Annotated in this window: 15 protein-coding genes and 1 pseudogene; 7 read left to right on the top strand and 9 right to left on the bottom strand. The window is 60.3% G+C overall.

Features of this window, described 5'->3' with window-relative positions:
- Positions 1-76 precede the first annotated feature (76 nt).
- From pdxY to GA0061105_RS26800, 3 genes are all read left to right on the top strand, one after another.
- Entirely contained in the window at positions 77-952 is an 876-nt protein-coding gene (pdxY, locus tag GA0061105_RS26810; RefSeq protein ID WP_064696413.1) for a pyridoxal kinase PdxY, read from the top strand.
- Between the two features lie 71 nt (positions 953-1023).
- Positions 1024-1665 carry a carbonic anhydrase gene (locus tag GA0061105_RS26805; protein WP_064696414.1) on the top strand — a complete coding sequence of 214 codons (642 nt, stop codon included), beginning with the start codon at positions 1024-1026 and terminating at the stop codon, positions 1663-1665.
- A 95-nt stretch (positions 1666-1760) separates the two neighbouring features.
- Entirely contained in the window at positions 1761-3386 is a 1626-nt protein-coding gene (locus GA0061105_RS26800; protein ID WP_064696415.1) for a GGDEF domain-containing protein, read from the top strand.
- A 52-nt stretch (positions 3387-3438) separates the two neighbouring features.
- Here the strand turns inward: GA0061105_RS26800 and GA0061105_RS26795 are convergent, their stop codons facing one another.
- From GA0061105_RS26795 to GA0061105_RS33100, 3 genes and pseudogenes are all read right to left on the bottom strand, one after another.
- Positions 3439-4263, bottom strand: coding sequence for a lytic murein transglycosylase (locus GA0061105_RS26795; RefSeq protein WP_064696416.1), 825 nt, complete (start codon positions 4261-4263; stop codon positions 3439-3441).
- Between the two features lie 165 nt (positions 4264-4428).
- On the bottom strand, positions 4429-5463 hold the full coding sequence (locus GA0061105_RS26790; protein WP_064696417.1) for an aspartate-semialdehyde dehydrogenase: 1035 nt from the start codon (positions 5461-5463) through the stop codon (positions 4429-4431).
- 110 nt (positions 5464-5573) lie between these two features.
- Positions 5574-5790 (bottom strand): annotated as a pseudogene (locus GA0061105_RS33100) (hypothetical protein).
- Between the two features lie 253 nt (positions 5791-6043).
- Here GA0061105_RS33100 and GA0061105_RS26785 point away from each other — a divergent pair.
- Complete coding sequence (locus GA0061105_RS26785; RefSeq protein ID WP_092753874.1) at positions 6044-7930, top strand: MFS transporter; 1887 nt, start codon at positions 6044-6046, stop codon at positions 7928-7930.
- A gap of 164 nt (positions 7931-8094) precedes the next feature.
- Here GA0061105_RS26785 and lpxE read toward each other — a convergent pair whose 3' ends face one another.
- From lpxE to leuB, 3 genes are read right to left on the bottom strand one after another with little or no spacing between them, the layout of a single operon-like run.
- Complete coding sequence (gene lpxE, locus GA0061105_RS26780) at positions 8095-8829, bottom strand: phosphatase PAP2 family protein (RefSeq protein WP_208601706.1); 735 nt, start codon at positions 8827-8829, stop codon at positions 8095-8097.
- Positions 8783-9073 carry a hypothetical protein gene (locus GA0061105_RS26775; RefSeq protein ID WP_141130232.1) on the bottom strand — a complete coding sequence of 97 codons (291 nt, stop codon included), beginning with the start codon at positions 9071-9073 and terminating at the stop codon, positions 8783-8785. The genes lpxE and GA0061105_RS26775 overlap by 47 nt, the downstream gene beginning before the upstream one ends.
- Positions 9074-9083: 10 nt before the next feature.
- Positions 9084-10196: a 3-isopropylmalate dehydrogenase gene (gene leuB, locus GA0061105_RS26770; protein WP_064696419.1), complete on the bottom strand. Its 1113-nt coding sequence runs from the start codon at positions 10194-10196 to the stop codon at positions 9084-9086.
- Positions 10197-10362: 166 nt separating this feature from the next.
- Between leuB and GA0061105_RS26765 the strand changes: the two genes are divergently transcribed.
- Positions 10363-11295: a pyridoxal-phosphate dependent enzyme gene (locus tag GA0061105_RS26765; RefSeq protein ID WP_092753868.1), complete on the top strand. Its 933-nt coding sequence runs from the start codon at positions 10363-10365 to the stop codon at positions 11293-11295.
- 59 nt (positions 11296-11354) lie between these two features.
- On the opposite strand, the gene leuD is transcribed toward GA0061105_RS26765, so the two are convergent.
- The 3 genes from leuD to GA0061105_RS26750 all read right to left on the bottom strand — a co-directional run bounded on the left by leuD (position 11355) and on the right by GA0061105_RS26750 (position 12851).
- A complete protein-coding gene (leuD, locus tag GA0061105_RS26760; RefSeq protein WP_092753866.1) occupies positions 11355-11963 on the bottom strand; it encodes a 3-isopropylmalate dehydratase small subunit in 609 nt (202 codons plus the stop codon).
- Positions 11964-12098: 135 nt separating this feature from the next.
- Positions 12099-12521: a VOC family protein gene (locus GA0061105_RS26755; RefSeq protein WP_092753864.1), complete on the bottom strand. Its 423-nt coding sequence runs from the start codon at positions 12519-12521 to the stop codon at positions 12099-12101.
- 96 nt (positions 12522-12617) lie between these two features.
- The gene (locus GA0061105_RS26750) at positions 12618-12851 is read right to left on the bottom strand and encodes a hypothetical protein (protein WP_092753862.1); all 234 of its coding nucleotides are present in this window, start codon (positions 12849-12851) and stop codon (positions 12618-12620) included.
- Between the two features lie 113 nt (positions 12852-12964).
- Here GA0061105_RS26750 and GA0061105_RS26745 point away from each other — a divergent pair, with 113 nt between their 5' ends.
- Positions 12965-13870, top strand: a complete 906-nt coding sequence (locus GA0061105_RS26745; RefSeq protein WP_092753860.1) for an HpcH/HpaI aldolase/citrate lyase family protein — start codon at positions 12965-12967, stop codon at positions 13868-13870.
- Entirely contained in the window at positions 13870-14076 is a 207-nt protein-coding gene (locus tag GA0061105_RS26740; protein ID WP_008528624.1) for a DUF1737 domain-containing protein, read from the top strand. The genes GA0061105_RS26745 and GA0061105_RS26740 overlap by 1 nt, the downstream gene beginning before the upstream one ends.
- The last annotated feature ends 2 nt before the right edge of the window (positions 14077-14078 follow it).

Here is a 14078-nt window from a genome sequence, read left to right as displayed (position 1 = left end):
TGCTCAGGTGAAGAATGGTTGACAGCACGGCGTCAAAAAGATCATCAAACGCCATCATCATTCGGACCTCGGTATCATGTCGGAAAATGCAGCGGGCGCAGTCATCGTCATTTCCAGCCATGTCGTGCGCGGCTCGGTCGGCAACCGGGCGGCGGTGTTTGCGCTGGAGACGCTCGGCCATCCGGTCTGGGCGCTGCCGACCGTGATTCTGCCCTGGCATCCCGGCCATGGCCGCTCGACACGGCTGACATTCGCCGAAGCGGATTTCGACGCGGCGATCGACGATCTGATCCGTGCGCCCTGGATTGGCGAAGTCAGGGCGGTGCTTTCGGGCTATTTCGGCAATGCCGCCCAGGCGCGCTCCGTCGCCCGGCTGGTCGCTGCGCTCCGGCAGAACAATCCCGAACTGCTTTATGTCTGCGACCCGGTCATGGGCGACCTCGGCGGCCTCTACGTGCCGGAAGCGACGGCGGAGGCCATTCGCGACCATCTCATCCCGCTGGCCTCGCTGGCAACGCCGAACCGGTACGAGCTCGCCTGGCTGTCAGGGGCCGCGCTCGACGACAACAGCGCCATCATGGAGGCGGCGCTGGCGCTCGGGCCGTCGCGCATGCTCGTCACCTCGGCGGTACCGATGATGGCGGGCGGCACCGGCAATCTCTACCTTTCCGGCCGACACGCGCTCCTTGCCGAGCACCGCGTCGTCGAGAACCCGCCGAATGGCCTCGGCGACCTGCTTTCCGCCGTTTTCCTGTCGCGCCTGCTGTCCGGCCTAGAGGATGAAAAGGCATTGCAGCTTGCCACCGCCAGCGTGTTCGAAGTGCTTGCACGTGCGGTCAAGCGCGGCAGCAATGAGTTGATGCTGGCAAGCGATGCCTCCAGTCTTTCGACGCCGATGGCCATGGTGCAGATGCGCCGGCTGGTGCACCCCGCCCAACGGCGGAAAAATTGACGCATTTGCCAATGCGCTCATTTTGCGGTGCAGCAGTTGATCTTGTCCTCGGCGCGCGCTAATCCAGAGGCATGCAGCGTTTTCCAAACACTCTTCTAAACGGTTATCGCAACTTTATGAACGGGCGTTATGCCGACGCCCGCGACAGGTATCGGCAGCTTGCTGAAAACGGTCAGAGTCCGAGCACGCTTGTTATCGCCTGTTCGGACTCGCGTGCGGCTCCCGAGCTAATCTTCGATGCCGGCCCAGGCGAGCTTTTTGTCGTCCGCAATGTCGCCAATATGGTGCCGCCCTATGAGCCGGACGGCAATTTCCATTCGACATCGGCTGCTCTTGAATTTGCCGTGCAGGCACTGAAGGTTTCAGACATCGTCGTGATGGGCCATGGCCGCTGCGGAGGGATTCGTGCGGCACTTGATCCAAATGCCGAGCCGTTGTCGCCCGGCGATTTCATTGGCCGATGGATGTCGCTGGTCAAACCGGCAGCCGAGCAGATCCAGAGCAATGACGTGATGACCGCGGCCGAGCGGCAAACTGCGCTCGAGCGTGTCTCCATCCGCAACTCCATCGACAATCTCAGAAGCTTTCCGAATATCAGGGCGCTCGAAGAAGCGGGAAATCTTCATCTTCATGGCGCCTGGTTCGACATTTCGACGGGTGAACTCTGGGTGATGGACGCCGATACCCGTGACTTCATTCGCCCGGAAATCTAGGGATAGGCGGGTTTATCAGTTTTTTAACGATTGCTGCTAAGCTTCTCCGGAATTGGTCGCACACGACCGACGTTTGATCACCGTGGCGATTGGCGATGAAGTTCGAGACCATCAAAAAGGTTATCCTGGCCGCTATCATGCTGCCTTTCGTCTTCATGGTCATTGAAGGCGTCATCCTGCTGCGGTCTTCGCTCAAGGAATACAGGGATCTTGAGAAGGATCGGCAGTTTGCCGATGTGCTTGCCCGCGCCGGGTCCATCGCCGCCACGGAGATCCTGGCTGAAATCGGCGCCACGCGTCGATACATCGCCCAGCCCAGCGGCCCGGCCGCCGCCGCGATGCAACGAAGCCGGGCGATGCTCGATCACGAACGCCGCGCTTTCTATGCCAGCCTCCCCTCTCGCGATCTGCTGGACGAGGGGCTTGTCGACGAATTGTCGGCTCTCAACCTTGCCTACAGCCGTATTGTGGCTGCGCGAAGCGCAGTCGACCAAGGCCGTTATATCAACAGCGATCCAGGGTATATCTACTGGTATGCGGCCCAGAAGCAGCTTGCTGTCGTCGATGCGCTTTCGCCGCTGATCAGTGACCCGGTACTGCTGCAGAAATCCAACCAGCTGATGGGCATCCTGCTGACCTATTACGGTGAAAGGCTGATCACCGTCGTCGGTACCCGTTATCTTGACAATGGCTTCGCCGCCAGGTTTCCGGTGGAGATGTTCGTGCAGGGCAAGGTCATGCTCGGCGATGGGATGGACCATATGGTCTTCCATTCCTCAGACTCAACGGTACGCGACATCACTGCCTATCTCGGCCGTAGCAACCAGGTGAAGGCGAATGCGATTACCGATTCCATCCTTGCCGGATCGCGGCCTACGCCCGAGGCGCGAGATATCTGGGCGGTGGCGCAGAACGAGCGGATGGCCTTCCTCCAGCACAAGATCGTCGAAGCCGCCAATGATATCCACGAGACCGGCGAAAGTCTTTCGGCGCGTGCGCAGGTTCACCTGACGCTGATCTTGGCGCTCTGCGCCGGCCTGCTCATTCTAGCCACCTTGGTGATGCTGCTGGCGGCAAGGGGTCTGCGCCTCGTTGCCCGGCTGACGCGCGATCGTGAGACGCTAGTGGGCGAGTTGCGCAACGCCGCCCAAACCGACCTTCTGACCGGGCTTTACAACAGGCGCGGCTTCGAAGTCGCCGCCTCGGCGCTTCTCACGCAGGCCGCGCACGGATCGCGATGGATTTCCGTCGTGCTCTTCGATCTCGATCATTTCAAGAAAATCAACGATGTTCACGGCCATGACGCCGGCGATGCCGTGCTTCGTCACGTTGCGGACATCGCACGCCAGAATTTTCGTCCCTTCGATCTGCTGGTACGCCACGGTGGCGAAGAATTCCTGGCGCTTCTGCCGGACTCGACCCCCGATGAAGCGGCAATCGTCGCCGAGCGCGCGCGCCTGGCGATCGAAAGGGCGGAAATCCCGTTGCCGAGCGGCGATCAAATCAAGGTGACGGCGAGCTTCGGATGCGCCGGCCGGGCAAACGACGCCGCCAACCGGAACTTCGAGGATCTGGTCAAGCGCGCCGATCTGGCGCTTTACGCCGCCAAGGCCTCCGGTCGCAATTGCGTCGTTTCGGGGCCGGTTGTGCCAGCGGCCATGCCACAGGAGGAGCGACGCAAGACGGCAGCTTCGGGCGGCGGTTTTGATGCCCGCATATGAAAAACGCCGCATATCGCAGCGGCGTTTCCGAATATCATTTTTCAATATAGCCTTATCTGCCGCCGTCGATCTGCTGGCCGATATAGGCGATCGCCTGCTGGTAGACGCTGGCGGCATTCCAGCCTTGGATGGCAGCGAAATTCGGCTCTCCCGGCTGATAGCCGGCGCCCGCACGCCAGCCGTGGCCCTTGAGGAAATTTGCGGTCGAGGCCAGCGCATCGGCGCGGGAGCCGACCATGTCGACCCGGCCGTCGCCGTCGCCGTCGGCGCCGAAGCGCACGACATTGCGCGGCAGAAACTGCGTCTGGCCGATCTCACCATGGGCGGCGCCCTTGGCCTGCGGGCTCAGATAACCCTCGGAGACCAGCTGCAGCGCAGCATAAAGCTGGTCGGTGAAATATTCCGAACGACGGCAGTCATAGGCAAGGGTCGACACAGCCGATAGCGTGTGCTGATTGCCCATATAGCTGCCAAAACCGGTTTCCATGCCCCAGATCGCGATCAGCGGGCCGGCGGGAACGCCGAAGCGGCGCTCCAGCGAAGCAAAGAGGGCCTGGTTGGCCGCCCTCATCGAACGGCCGCGGGAAATGATGGCCGCACCGCCGCGCTTCTGCATGAAGGCATCGAAGGAGAGCTTGAAACTTTTCTGGCCGCGGTCGGCGGCGATCGTCGGTCTGTTGTAGTTGACGTTGGCGAAGGCGCGGCTAAGCACCGATTGGCTGACGCCATTGGCCGCTGCCGTCTGTTTGAAATCGGCGACCCAGGCGTCGAAGCCCGCGCTGGTATTGCCACATTGCGGCCCCTGCGCGAAGGCCGGTACCGCATGGAGGACGCCCATTGCCGCAGCGGCCGCCAGAAACAACTTTGTCATGCGCATTGAGAAACCCCGCTCTCGATCTGCATAGTTTTTAGGCGGGCAAGAGAATGCCAGCCACTCGCGATTTTGTCACGATCTTTAGCGATCGCTTATACAACTGTGTTTGCCCCGGAAAAAGCCCCGCTCACGGAGCAGGGCTTAACGTCTTATGGTTTACAAATGGTATCAGGCTGCCTGCCTGCGGGGCTTGACCAGGCCGCGATTGACGAGCAGTTCGGCGATCTGGATGGCGTTCAGCGCTGCACCCTTGCGCAGGTTGTCGGAAACCACCCACATATTGAGGCCGTTTTCAACAGTCGCGTCCTCGCGGATGCGCGAGATGTAGGTCGCATCTTCGCCGGCGGACTCATAGGGCGTGATGTAGCCGCCGTTCTCGCGCTTGTCGATGACGAGGCAGCCGGGTGCGTCGCGCAGGATGTCGCGGGCCTGGTCGGCAGTGATCTCGTTTTCGAACTCGATGTTGACCGATTCCGAGTGACCGATGAAGACCGGCACACGCACCGCCGTGCAGGTCACCTTGATCTTCGGGTCGAGCATCTTCTTCGTCTCGGCCAACACCTTCCATTCTTCCTTGGTGTAGCCATCTTCCATGAAGCTGTCGATGTGCGGAATGACGTTGAAGGCGATGCGCTTGGTGAACTTCTTGTTCTCGATCGGGTCGGCAACGAAGACGGCGCGCGTCTGGTTGAAGAGTTCGTCCATGCCATCCTTGCCGGCGCCGGAGACCGACTGATAGGTGGAGACGACGACGCGTTTGATCTTGGCGAAGTCGTGCAGCGGCTTCAGCGCCACCACCAGCTGCGCGGTCGAGCAATTCGGATTGGCGATGATGTTGCGCTTGGTGAACTGCGTGACGGCGTCCGGGTTGACTTCCGGCACGATCAGCGGCACGTCGGCGTCGTAGCGCCAGGCCGACGAATTGTCGATGACGACGCAGCCCTGCTGGCCGATCTTCGGCGAAAACTTCTTGGAGACCTCGCCGCCCGCCGACATCAGGCAGATATCGGTATCGGAGAAATCGTAATTCTCCAGATTGGAGACCTTCAGCGTCCGGTCCCCATAGGAGACTTCGGTGCCCTGCGAACGCGCCGAGGCGAGCGCCACGACCTCATCGGCGGGGAAGCCGCGTTCGGAGAGGATGTTGAGCATCTCCCGGCCGACATTTCCGGTCGCTCCCGCAACTGCTACTTTGAAACCCATTTCTCAAGCTCTCTTTCTCTTCTCTCCTCTGTCCGGTGAGGGGAAAGGCGCGAAAAATCGCGTCTTCCTGTCCCCAGCCGAGCCGGGGAGAGAGCGGCAGGCCAGAGACGTCAGACGGTTTTCGTCGTCGTTTTGGCCTTGGTTTTGGCAGAAACCGGAACGGCAATATCCACCCCGGCAACTCGTGCCCGGTCATTGCATTCGGCAATGGCGTGTTCATCGCGAACCATGGAGATTTCCTTTTCCGCTGTTGCTCTTAGAAGGTTTTCCACAGGAGTCAAGGTTTTTGCGCGCGCAGGCAGTAGGCGAAAGGGACGGCCGCCTGATACGTAACAGGCCTTTTCTTCGCTATGTGGTTGAAATTCTCCCGCCTCCGAAATCACGTTGCGGTCAGGAGCCGAACAACGGCCAGACGCGTCCACGAAATGTGCCGGCCATTAGACTAAAGTCATAATCCCAAAGCCTCTCTCTTTGCGGCCTGTCTTTTCTGGCACACTCTCGTCAGGCGTGTCGCGGCCAGGGGTATGCTTTGAGGAAAGCGGGCCGCGTGCGTTGCTCATCACTCTGTGGAGGACAGACAATGGCAAATGTCGCAAGCATCGACGGCGCGAAGGCCGGTCCGATGACGGGCGAGGAGAAGAAGGTCATCTTCGCTTCTTCGCTCGGCACCGTTTTCGAATGGTACGATTTCTATCTTTATGGTTCGCTCGCGACCTATATCGGCGCGACCTACTTCACCCAATATCCTGAAGCAACACGCAACATTTTCACGTTGCTCGCCTTTGCTGCCGGCTTCCTGGTGCGTCCCTTCGGCGCGCTGGTTTTCGGCCGTCTCGGCGATCTCGTCGGACGCAAATACACCTTCCTGGTGACGATCCTGATCATGGGTTTCTCGACCTTCCTCGTCGGTATCCTGCCGGGTGCGGCCACCATCGGCATCGCAGCGCCGATCATCCTGATCGGTCTTCGCCTGCTCCAGGGCCTGGCGCTCGGCGGTGAATATGGCGGCGCGGCCACCTATGTCGCCGAACATGCGCCGAATGGGCGTCGCGGCTATTTCACATCATGGATCCAGACGACGGCGACGCTCGGCCTGTTCCTTTCGCTGATCGTCATCATCCTGGTCCAGTCGCTGATGGGTCCGGTTCAATTCGCCGCCTGGGGCTGGCGCATTCCGTTCCTGGTCTCGGTCGTCCTGCTCGGCATTTCCGTCTGGATCCGTCTGAAGATGAACGAATCGCCTGCGTTCCAGCGCATGAAGGCGGAGGGCAAGGGCTCCAAGGCGCCGCTGACCGAAGCCTTCGGCCAATGGAAGAACGCCAAGATCGCGATCATCGCCCTTCTCGGCGCAACCATGGGCCAGGCAGTCGTCTGGTATGGCGGCCAGTTCTATGCGTTGTTCTTCCTGCAGAACGTGCTCAAGGTCGAGCTTTTCTCGGCCAACGTCATGGTCGCTATCGCGCTCTTGCTCGGGACGCCGTTCTTCGTCATCTTCGGTGCCCTCTCCGACAAGATCGGCCGCAAGCCGATCATCATGGCTGGTCTCCTCATCGCCGCGGTGACCTACAATCCGCTGTTCAAGGCGATGACCTGGACGGCGAACCCGGCGCTTGCCGAAGCGCAGGCCTCGATCCGCGCGACGGTCACGGCCGACCCGGCGGACTGCAGGTTCCAGTTCAACCCGACAGGTACGGCGAAGTTCACCAGCTCCTGCGACGTGGCGACAGCGTTCCTGACGAAGAACTCGGTGCCATATGACGTCGTGCCGGGTCCGGCCGGGCAGCCGGCAACGGTGAAGGTCGGCAACCAGACCGTCACGAGCTTCGACGCCATTGCCGCCGGCGACAAGGCGAAGGGCATGACTGCTGCGTTCGAGAAGGGCGTCAACATTGCGCTTCACGATGCCGGCTACCCGCTGAAGCGCGGGGTCGCCAAAGTGCCGGATTCCAAGCTCGATGCCTTCATCGCCGCCAACCCTGAATTGGCGCTCAATGCCGAGACGATACGCGCGGGCGAGAAGGAAACCATGCCGGCAGCCAAGCTGGTCGAAGGCAAGCTGCTGACGGCGGACGAGGCCAATGGCGTTACCGACATGGCAGTCTACAACATCGCCAATGGTGGCACCTTCGCCATGACTGCCGATCCTACCCGCGTCAACTGGGTCGGAACGGTTGCGATCCTCTTCGTCCTCGTCCTCTACGTGACGATGGTCTATGGCCCGATCGCAGCACTTCTGGTCGAACTCTTCCCGACCCGCATCCGCTACACCGGTATGTCGCTGCCCTATCACATCGGCAACGGCTGGTTCGGCGGCCTGCTGCCGGCGACGGCCTTCGCGATGAGCGCTGCCGCGGGCGACATCTATTACGGTCTCTGGTATCCGATCGTCTTTGCGGCGATCACGCTGGTGATCGGCCTGATCTTCCTGCCGGAAACGAAGAACAGGGACATCCACGCAATGGATTGATGACGCCTTGGCGTCTGACAAGCTTGAGAAAACGGCCCGGCGCTCACAAGGCGTCGGGCTTTTTCGTATTACAGCGCCGCGCGTCATTTTGGAGGCGCAAAGGACGCTGTAACATGTGAAATGGCTGCGTAGTTTTGTCCTTAAATCGATTCTGATTTAAGGAATTATGCAGTGCGGAACAGGCGCTTGGCGAGCGGCCAGCCGTCCGGCGCCAGTTTGAAGAGCAGACCGCAGCGGGCATAGACGATCGCGGTCAGCAGCGAGAACCAGCCGCCGAAGGCAAGACCGGCGATGACGTCGCTCGGATAATGGGCGCCGACCATGACCCGTGTCATGCCGAACCAGATGGCACAGGCGATAAAGGCAACGCGGTAGCGCGGAAACAGAAGCGCGAAGGCGGCGAAGAAGGCGCCGACCGTGGTGGAATGGCCGGAGGGAAAACTTTCGAAGGCCGCACGGCCCGAAAAAGGCGTGAAAGAAAAGATACCGTAATCGTGGAAGTGATCGGGACGCGCCCTTCCAATCGCCCGTTTCAGGAGATTGGCGAGGAGCCCGGAGCAGACCACCGTGGTGAAGAGATAGGCGCCGATCCAGCTGACATAAAGCGCCTGTGCCTTGGCACGCGCCGTGTTCAAGAGCTTGTAGCCCGCCCTGCCCTGAAAGAAGAGCAGGATGCTGGTGCAGATCAGCCAGGCGGAATCGCCGAAACCAGTCAGGAACTCGCCCAGCTGCTTCACCGACGTGGGAGGCACGCTGGCGCCGATCGGCGCGTCGAAGAGCAGCATCGAAAGGAGCACGGCGTTGATGGTGATGAAGAGACAGGCCTGCCAGCGCAAAGGCGGCATCGTCGCATCAGTCCGGCGCCAGCGCCTGTCCAGAGAAATCCAAAATGCCCGCATTCAGTCGTCCGTTCGAATTAGAACTCGAGCGCCGCGTATCCGACAGGCACTCCATCACCTTGAACTGGCGCATAAGCCGGAAAATACCTTCCAGCCTGGAAGTATGCACCGTGAAATCCGGCGCAAAAATACACGAGATTATGGCCAAGGATAGCCCATTTTGGCTAATTCGACCGAACCGGCGGTTGTGCATCCCTGAAAAGCCCTCCGCATACGTGATGCGAAGGGCGTGAAACTGTTTCACGTGAAATATATCAGGCCGTCAGTGCCTTGAACTCGGCAAGGATTGCATCGCCCATTTCAACCGTGCCGACCTGCCTTGCGCCATCGGCCATGATGTCGCCGGTGCGGATGCCCTTGTCGAGCACGTTGGCAATCGCTTTTTCCAGGTCGTCGGCTTCCTTCACCATGTTGAAAGAATAACGAAGGCACATGGCGAAGGAGGCGATCATGGCGATCGGATTGGCGATGCCCTTGCCGGCAATATCGGGGGCCGAGCCGTGCACCGGCTCATAGAGAGCCTTGCGCTTACCGGTCTTACCATCGGGAGCACCGAGCGAAGCCGAGGGCAGCATGCCGAGCGAGCCGGTCAGCATGGCGGCGACGTCGGAAAGCATGTCGCCGAAGAGATTGTCGGTGACGATGACGTCGAACTGCTTGGGCTGGCGCACCAGCTGCATGCCGCCGGCGTCAGCCAGCATATGTTCGAGCTGGACGTCGGAATATTTCGCCTTGTGGGTCTCGGTCACCACCTGGTTCCAGAGCACGCCCGACTTCATGACGTTGCGCTTTTCCATGGAGCAGACGCGGTTGTTGCGCGTGCGGGCCATTTCGAAGGCGACGCCGGCGATGCGCTCGATTTCATAGGTATCGTAAATCTGCGTGTCGATGCCGCGTTTCTGGCCGTTGCCGAGATCGATGATCTCCTTCGGCTCGCCGAAATAGACGCCGCCGGTCAGCTCGCGGATGATCAGGATATCAAGGCCTTCGACCAGTTCCGGCTTCAGCGAGGAGGCAGAGGCAAGGGCGGGATAGCAGATTGCGGGGCGCAGGTTTGCGAAGAGCTGCAGGTCCTTGCGCAGGCGAAGCAGGCCGGCTTCCGGGCGCACGTCGTAAGGCACGTCGTCCCATTTCGGGCCGCCGACGGCGCCGAAGAGAACGGCATCGGCGGCAAGCGCCTTCTGCATGTCGGCTTCCGAGATCGCCGCGCCATGGGCGTCATAGGCAGAACCGCCGACAAGGCCCTCGTCGGTGACGAAACCGGCATTCATCGCCTCGTTCATATAGGCGATGATCTTGCGAACCTCACCCATGGCCTCGGGACCGATGCCGTCGCCCGGCAGCAGGAAAAGATTGCGCGCTGTCATGAAACCCTCCTGGAAAAACAGTTGCGGCTTCTTAGACCCCGTAAATGGGCATTTCAAGCGAGAGAAGGGCTGAATCGGTACGCTTCGCTCCAGGCCGTGATTGTTGCTCCTGCGCCTGCAACCGGATTAGAACGGTGACCAGACTTTTATTTCCTGGATGTTTCTCATGGCTTCAGCCCCTCTCCATCTCGACACGCCCCTGCTTCGGACATCCCCTGGCTATAGCGCCAGCGGCAAACCTCTCTGGCTGAAACTCGATGCGCTACAGCCTTCCGGCAGCTTCAAGCTGCGCGGTGTCGGCCGGCTTTGCCAGCACGAGGTGGAACATGGTGCGCGCGAGATCTTCTGCGCTTCCGGCGGCAATGCCGGCATTGCCGCGGCTTACGCAGGTCGGGCTCTCGGCGTGCCGGTCACGATCGTCGTGCCAGAGACGACGGCGGCCGATGTGCGGGATACGATTGCAGCAACCGGTGCGAATGTCCTGGTCCACGGATCGGTTTTCGATGAGGCCAATGCTCATGCGGTCGAGCTAGTACGGAGCCGCAAGGCGACCTACGTGCACCCCTTCGACCATCCGCTTCTGTGGGATGGCCATGCCACACTGATCGACGAGGTGGTGGCGAAGAGGGCGGCATTCGATTGCGTCGTCACCAGCGTCGGCGGCGGTGGGCTGCTTGCCGGTATCGTTGAGGGACTGAAACGGAACGGGCTTTCCGACGTGCCCGTCATTGCCGTCGAAACCGAAGGAGCGGCCTCGCTGAATGCCAGCCTCCGGGCGAACGAGCGCATCACCCTTCCCGCCATCACCTCGATTGCCAATTCGCTCGGCGCTCGGCAGGTGGCGCAGCATGTCTTCGAGCTGCCGAAACAGCATCCGATCGAAAGCGTTGTCGTCAGCGACGCCGATGCGGTTGCCGCCTGCCTGAAATTTGCCAATGTCCATCGCATTCTGGTCGAACCGGCCTGTGGTGCGGCTCTTGCGGTTGCCGATGTGCATGCCGGGCTTCTTCAGCGCTTCAACCACCCGCTGATCGAAGTCTGCGGCGGCATCGGCGTGTCGCTTGAAAAGCTGAGGCTTTGGAAGGAGAAGTTTCTCTAATCTCAGTCAAAGAAAAAGCCGGGCGAACCCGGCTTGATCGATCGGCAATGCGTCAGGGCTCAGGCGGCCCAGGGATGCGAAGCGGCGTTCTTCTTTTCAAATTCATCGATCGCCTTGCCCTTTTCCAGCGTCAGACCGATATCGTCGAGGCCGTTCAGCAGGCAGTGGCGCTTGAACTCGTCGAGGTCGAACTTGATGGAGCCGCCATCGGGGCCGGTGATCTCGAGGTTCGCGAGGTCCACCGTGAGGATGGCGTTGGAGCCGCGCGAGGCGTCGTCCATCAGCTTATCGAGATCTTCCTGGCTGACCTTGATCGGCAGAATGCCGTTCTTGAAGCAGTTGTTGTAGAAAATGTCGGCGAAGCTGGTGGAGATCACGCAGCGGATGCCGAAATCGAGCAGCGCCCACGGAGCATGCTCACGCGAGGAGCCGCAGCCGAAATTGTCGCCGGCGACCAGGATCTTGGCATCGCGATAGGCTGGCTTGTTGAGCACAAACTCGGTGTTTTCGGAGCCGTCTTCATTGTAGCGGGCTTCGGCGAAAAGGCCCTTGCCGAGACCGGTGCGCTTGATGGTCTTCAGATAATCCTTCGGAATGATCATGTCGGTGTCGATGTTGACGACCGGCAGGGGCGCTGCAACGCCCGTGAGCTTCACGAATTTATCCATGACCAATGCTCCATTTCAGCAAAACGTAATTTCTGAATTTGCATCTAGTCCAGTTTTTCGCCGAAATGAAGGAGAATCTTTCTAAAAAGGCAGCCACGCGACGTTTCGCGCGGCCTGCCTATACGCAATGTCCCGTCACTCGGTGGGTGCGTTCAACCCCCAGAGGACGCCGAAGGGATCGCGAAGCTGGCCGTAGCGGTCGCCCCAGAACATCAGTTCGACCGGCATGACGACTTCGGCACCGGCAGCGACCGCGCGCTCCCACCAGAAATCGATATCGTCGATGACAAGCTGGATGGCGAAGCCTTCATGGCCTTTGAAGGGATGACCGTATTCGGGATAGGCATCAGCCAGCATGAGGGAACTGCCGTTGATATAGAGATGCACATGCATCGTCCGGCCGCTCTCGTCGACCGGCACTCTATGCGCTTCTTCGGCGCCGAAGGCCTTCTTGTAGAATTCCGCGGCCTTTACCGCGCCGTCGACCGTCAGATAGGGCAGCAGGCCATTCTTGACCGGCGGCATTTTGACCGGTTTGTTTTCCGTATCCATGCTCATCCTCCATCGTTTTTGAGCGCCGGCTGAATGCCTGGCTGCTTCAAAGACGTATCATGGAAGCATGATCCGACAGTGTCGGTCAGTTTTTTAAGCGGCTTAGAGATCGATGATCGTGCCGCGGCCGTCGTTCCAGATGCGCATCTCCGGTTTGCCGTTGTTTGCCTTGGCACGAACGGGAGCGGGCTTCAACTTCATCGAAAGCGCGCGGCCGACCATGAGCACGGTGAGAATGCCGCCGACGGCGAGCGTCACCGAGAAGGTGAGAAGCAGCATGGCCACGAAAAAGGTGGCGCCGGCAAGCATGATGAAGATGGAGCGAATGTTCTGCATGGGTTTGAAACCTTTCTACAGAAAGGAATGTGGTTCTTCTTTTTCCTCTCTGCAAGGCAAGCATGGCTTTTTGTTGTCTTGCAGGGCTTTCTGAAGCTTGGCACTAATGGTCCATGAGTCGAACCGTACCTCTGCGTTCTCAGCTATTGCGCCGCTCGGTGCTGAGCGTGCCCGCCATCAACGTGCGGGCGCTCCAAAAGAGCCATTCCCTTGATTGCGATGCCGTTATTTTCGACCTGGAGGATTCCGTCGCGCCCGAGAACAAGGGGGAAGCGCGGGAAAATCTGCGTGGTTTCTTTGCCGGGCCGCCGCTTGCGGGCAAGGAAAGGATCATCCGCATCAATTCTTTGTCATCCGAATTCGGGGCGGCGGATCTCGATCTGGTCAAGGCGCTTTTGCCCGACGCCGTTCTCCTGCCGAAGGTGGACGAGCCGCGGGATATCACCGAGATCAGCGTTCTTCTTGCCGATGCCGAGGCGCCGGAGGGACTGCGCATCTGGGCGATGATCGAGACGCCGCGCGGCGTGCTGAATGTCGGGGCGATCGCCGAATCCGGAAGCACGCCGGGATCGCGGCTCGATTGCCTCGTCGTCGGCCTCAATGATCTGCGCAAGGAAACGGGCGTCCTGCAGCAGCCGGGGCGAAGCTTTCTCGTGCCCTGGCTGATGCAGGTCATCCTGGCGGTCAAGGCCTATGGGCTCGATGCGCTCGACAGCGTTTTCAACGATTTCCAGGATGCCGAAGGTTTCGACGTCGAATGCGGGCAGGGCCGCGCCATGGGGTTTGCCGGCAAGATGCTGATCCATCCCGCGCAGATTGCGGCCGCCAACCGGCATTTCGGTCCGAGCGCTGATGAGATTGCCGAGGCGCAGGCAATTATATCAGCCTTTGCCGATCCGGCTGCCAGGGGGCTCAACGTCATCAATGCGAACGGGCGGATGATCGAGCGGCTGCATCTTGTCCAGGCCGAAGCTCTGGTTCATAAAGCACGTCTGATTTCCGCAAGAAAGCCTGCCTGATGAAACTCTACCGCTTCCTGACCGGCCCCGACGATGCTTCCTTCTGTCACAAGGTTACCGCCGCCCTCAACAAGGGCTGGTCGCTGGAGGGCTCGCCGACCTATGCCTTCAATGCGGCAACCGGCGCGATGCAGTGCGGCCAGGCCGTCGTCAAGGAGGTCGAAGGCAAGGATTATGATCCGGAAATGAAGCTCTCCGAGCAATAGCG

This window comes from Rhizobium aethiopicum (assembly GCF_900094625.1).
In the GTDB taxonomy this organism is placed as follows: Bacteria; Pseudomonadota; Alphaproteobacteria; order Rhizobiales; family Rhizobiaceae; genus Rhizobium; species Rhizobium aethiopicum.
Note: the sequence above shows the minus strand (reverse complement) of the source record. Positions and strands in the feature narration are given on the sequence as shown.

Excerpts from the sequence above, each read along its gene's own strand:
- GA0061105_RS26795 (WP_064696416.1), bottom strand. The coding sequence starts at position 4,263 with ATGCGCATGACAAAGTTGTTTCTGGCGGCCGCTGCGGCAATGGGCGTC.
- leuD (WP_092753866.1), bottom strand. The coding sequence starts at position 11,963 with ATGGATAAATTCGTGAAGCTCACGGGCGTTGCAGCGCCCCTGCCGGTC.
- GA0061105_RS26740 (WP_008528624.1), top strand. The coding sequence starts at position 13,870 with ATGAAACTCTACCGCTTCCTGACCGGCCCCGACGATGCTTCCTTCTGT.
- lpxE (WP_208601706.1), bottom strand. The coding sequence starts at position 8,829 with ATGCGGGCATTTTGGATTTCTCTGGACAGGCGCTGGCGCCGGACTGAT.
- GA0061105_RS26800 (WP_064696415.1), top strand. The coding sequence starts at position 1,761 with ATGAAGTTCGAGACCATCAAAAAGGTTATCCTGGCCGCTATCATGCTG.
- GA0061105_RS26785 (WP_092753874.1), top strand. The coding sequence starts at position 6,044 with ATGGCAAATGTCGCAAGCATCGACGGCGCGAAGGCCGGTCCGATGACG.
- GA0061105_RS26755 (WP_092753864.1), bottom strand. The coding sequence starts at position 12,521 with ATGAGCATGGATACGGAAAACAAACCGGTCAAAATGCCGCCGGTCAAG.
- GA0061105_RS26765 (WP_092753868.1), top strand. The coding sequence starts at position 10,363 with ATGGCTTCAGCCCCTCTCCATCTCGACACGCCCCTGCTTCGGACATCC.
- GA0061105_RS26745 (WP_092753860.1), top strand. The coding sequence starts at position 12,965 with ATGAGTCGAACCGTACCTCTGCGTTCTCAGCTATTGCGCCGCTCGGTG.
- pdxY (WP_064696413.1), top strand. The coding sequence starts at position 77 with ATGTCGGAAAATGCAGCGGGCGCAGTCATCGTCATTTCCAGCCATGTC.
- GA0061105_RS26805 (WP_064696414.1), top strand. The coding sequence starts at position 1,024 with ATGCAGCGTTTTCCAAACACTCTTCTAAACGGTTATCGCAACTTTATG.
- leuB (WP_064696419.1), bottom strand. The coding sequence starts at position 10,196 with ATGACAGCGCGCAATCTTTTCCTGCTGCCGGGCGACGGCATCGGTCCC.
- GA0061105_RS26790 (WP_064696417.1), bottom strand. The coding sequence starts at position 5,463 with ATGGGTTTCAAAGTAGCAGTTGCGGGAGCGACCGGAAATGTCGGCCGG.
- GA0061105_RS26750 (WP_092753862.1), bottom strand. The coding sequence starts at position 12,851 with ATGCAGAACATTCGCTCCATCTTCATCATGCTTGCCGGCGCCACCTTT.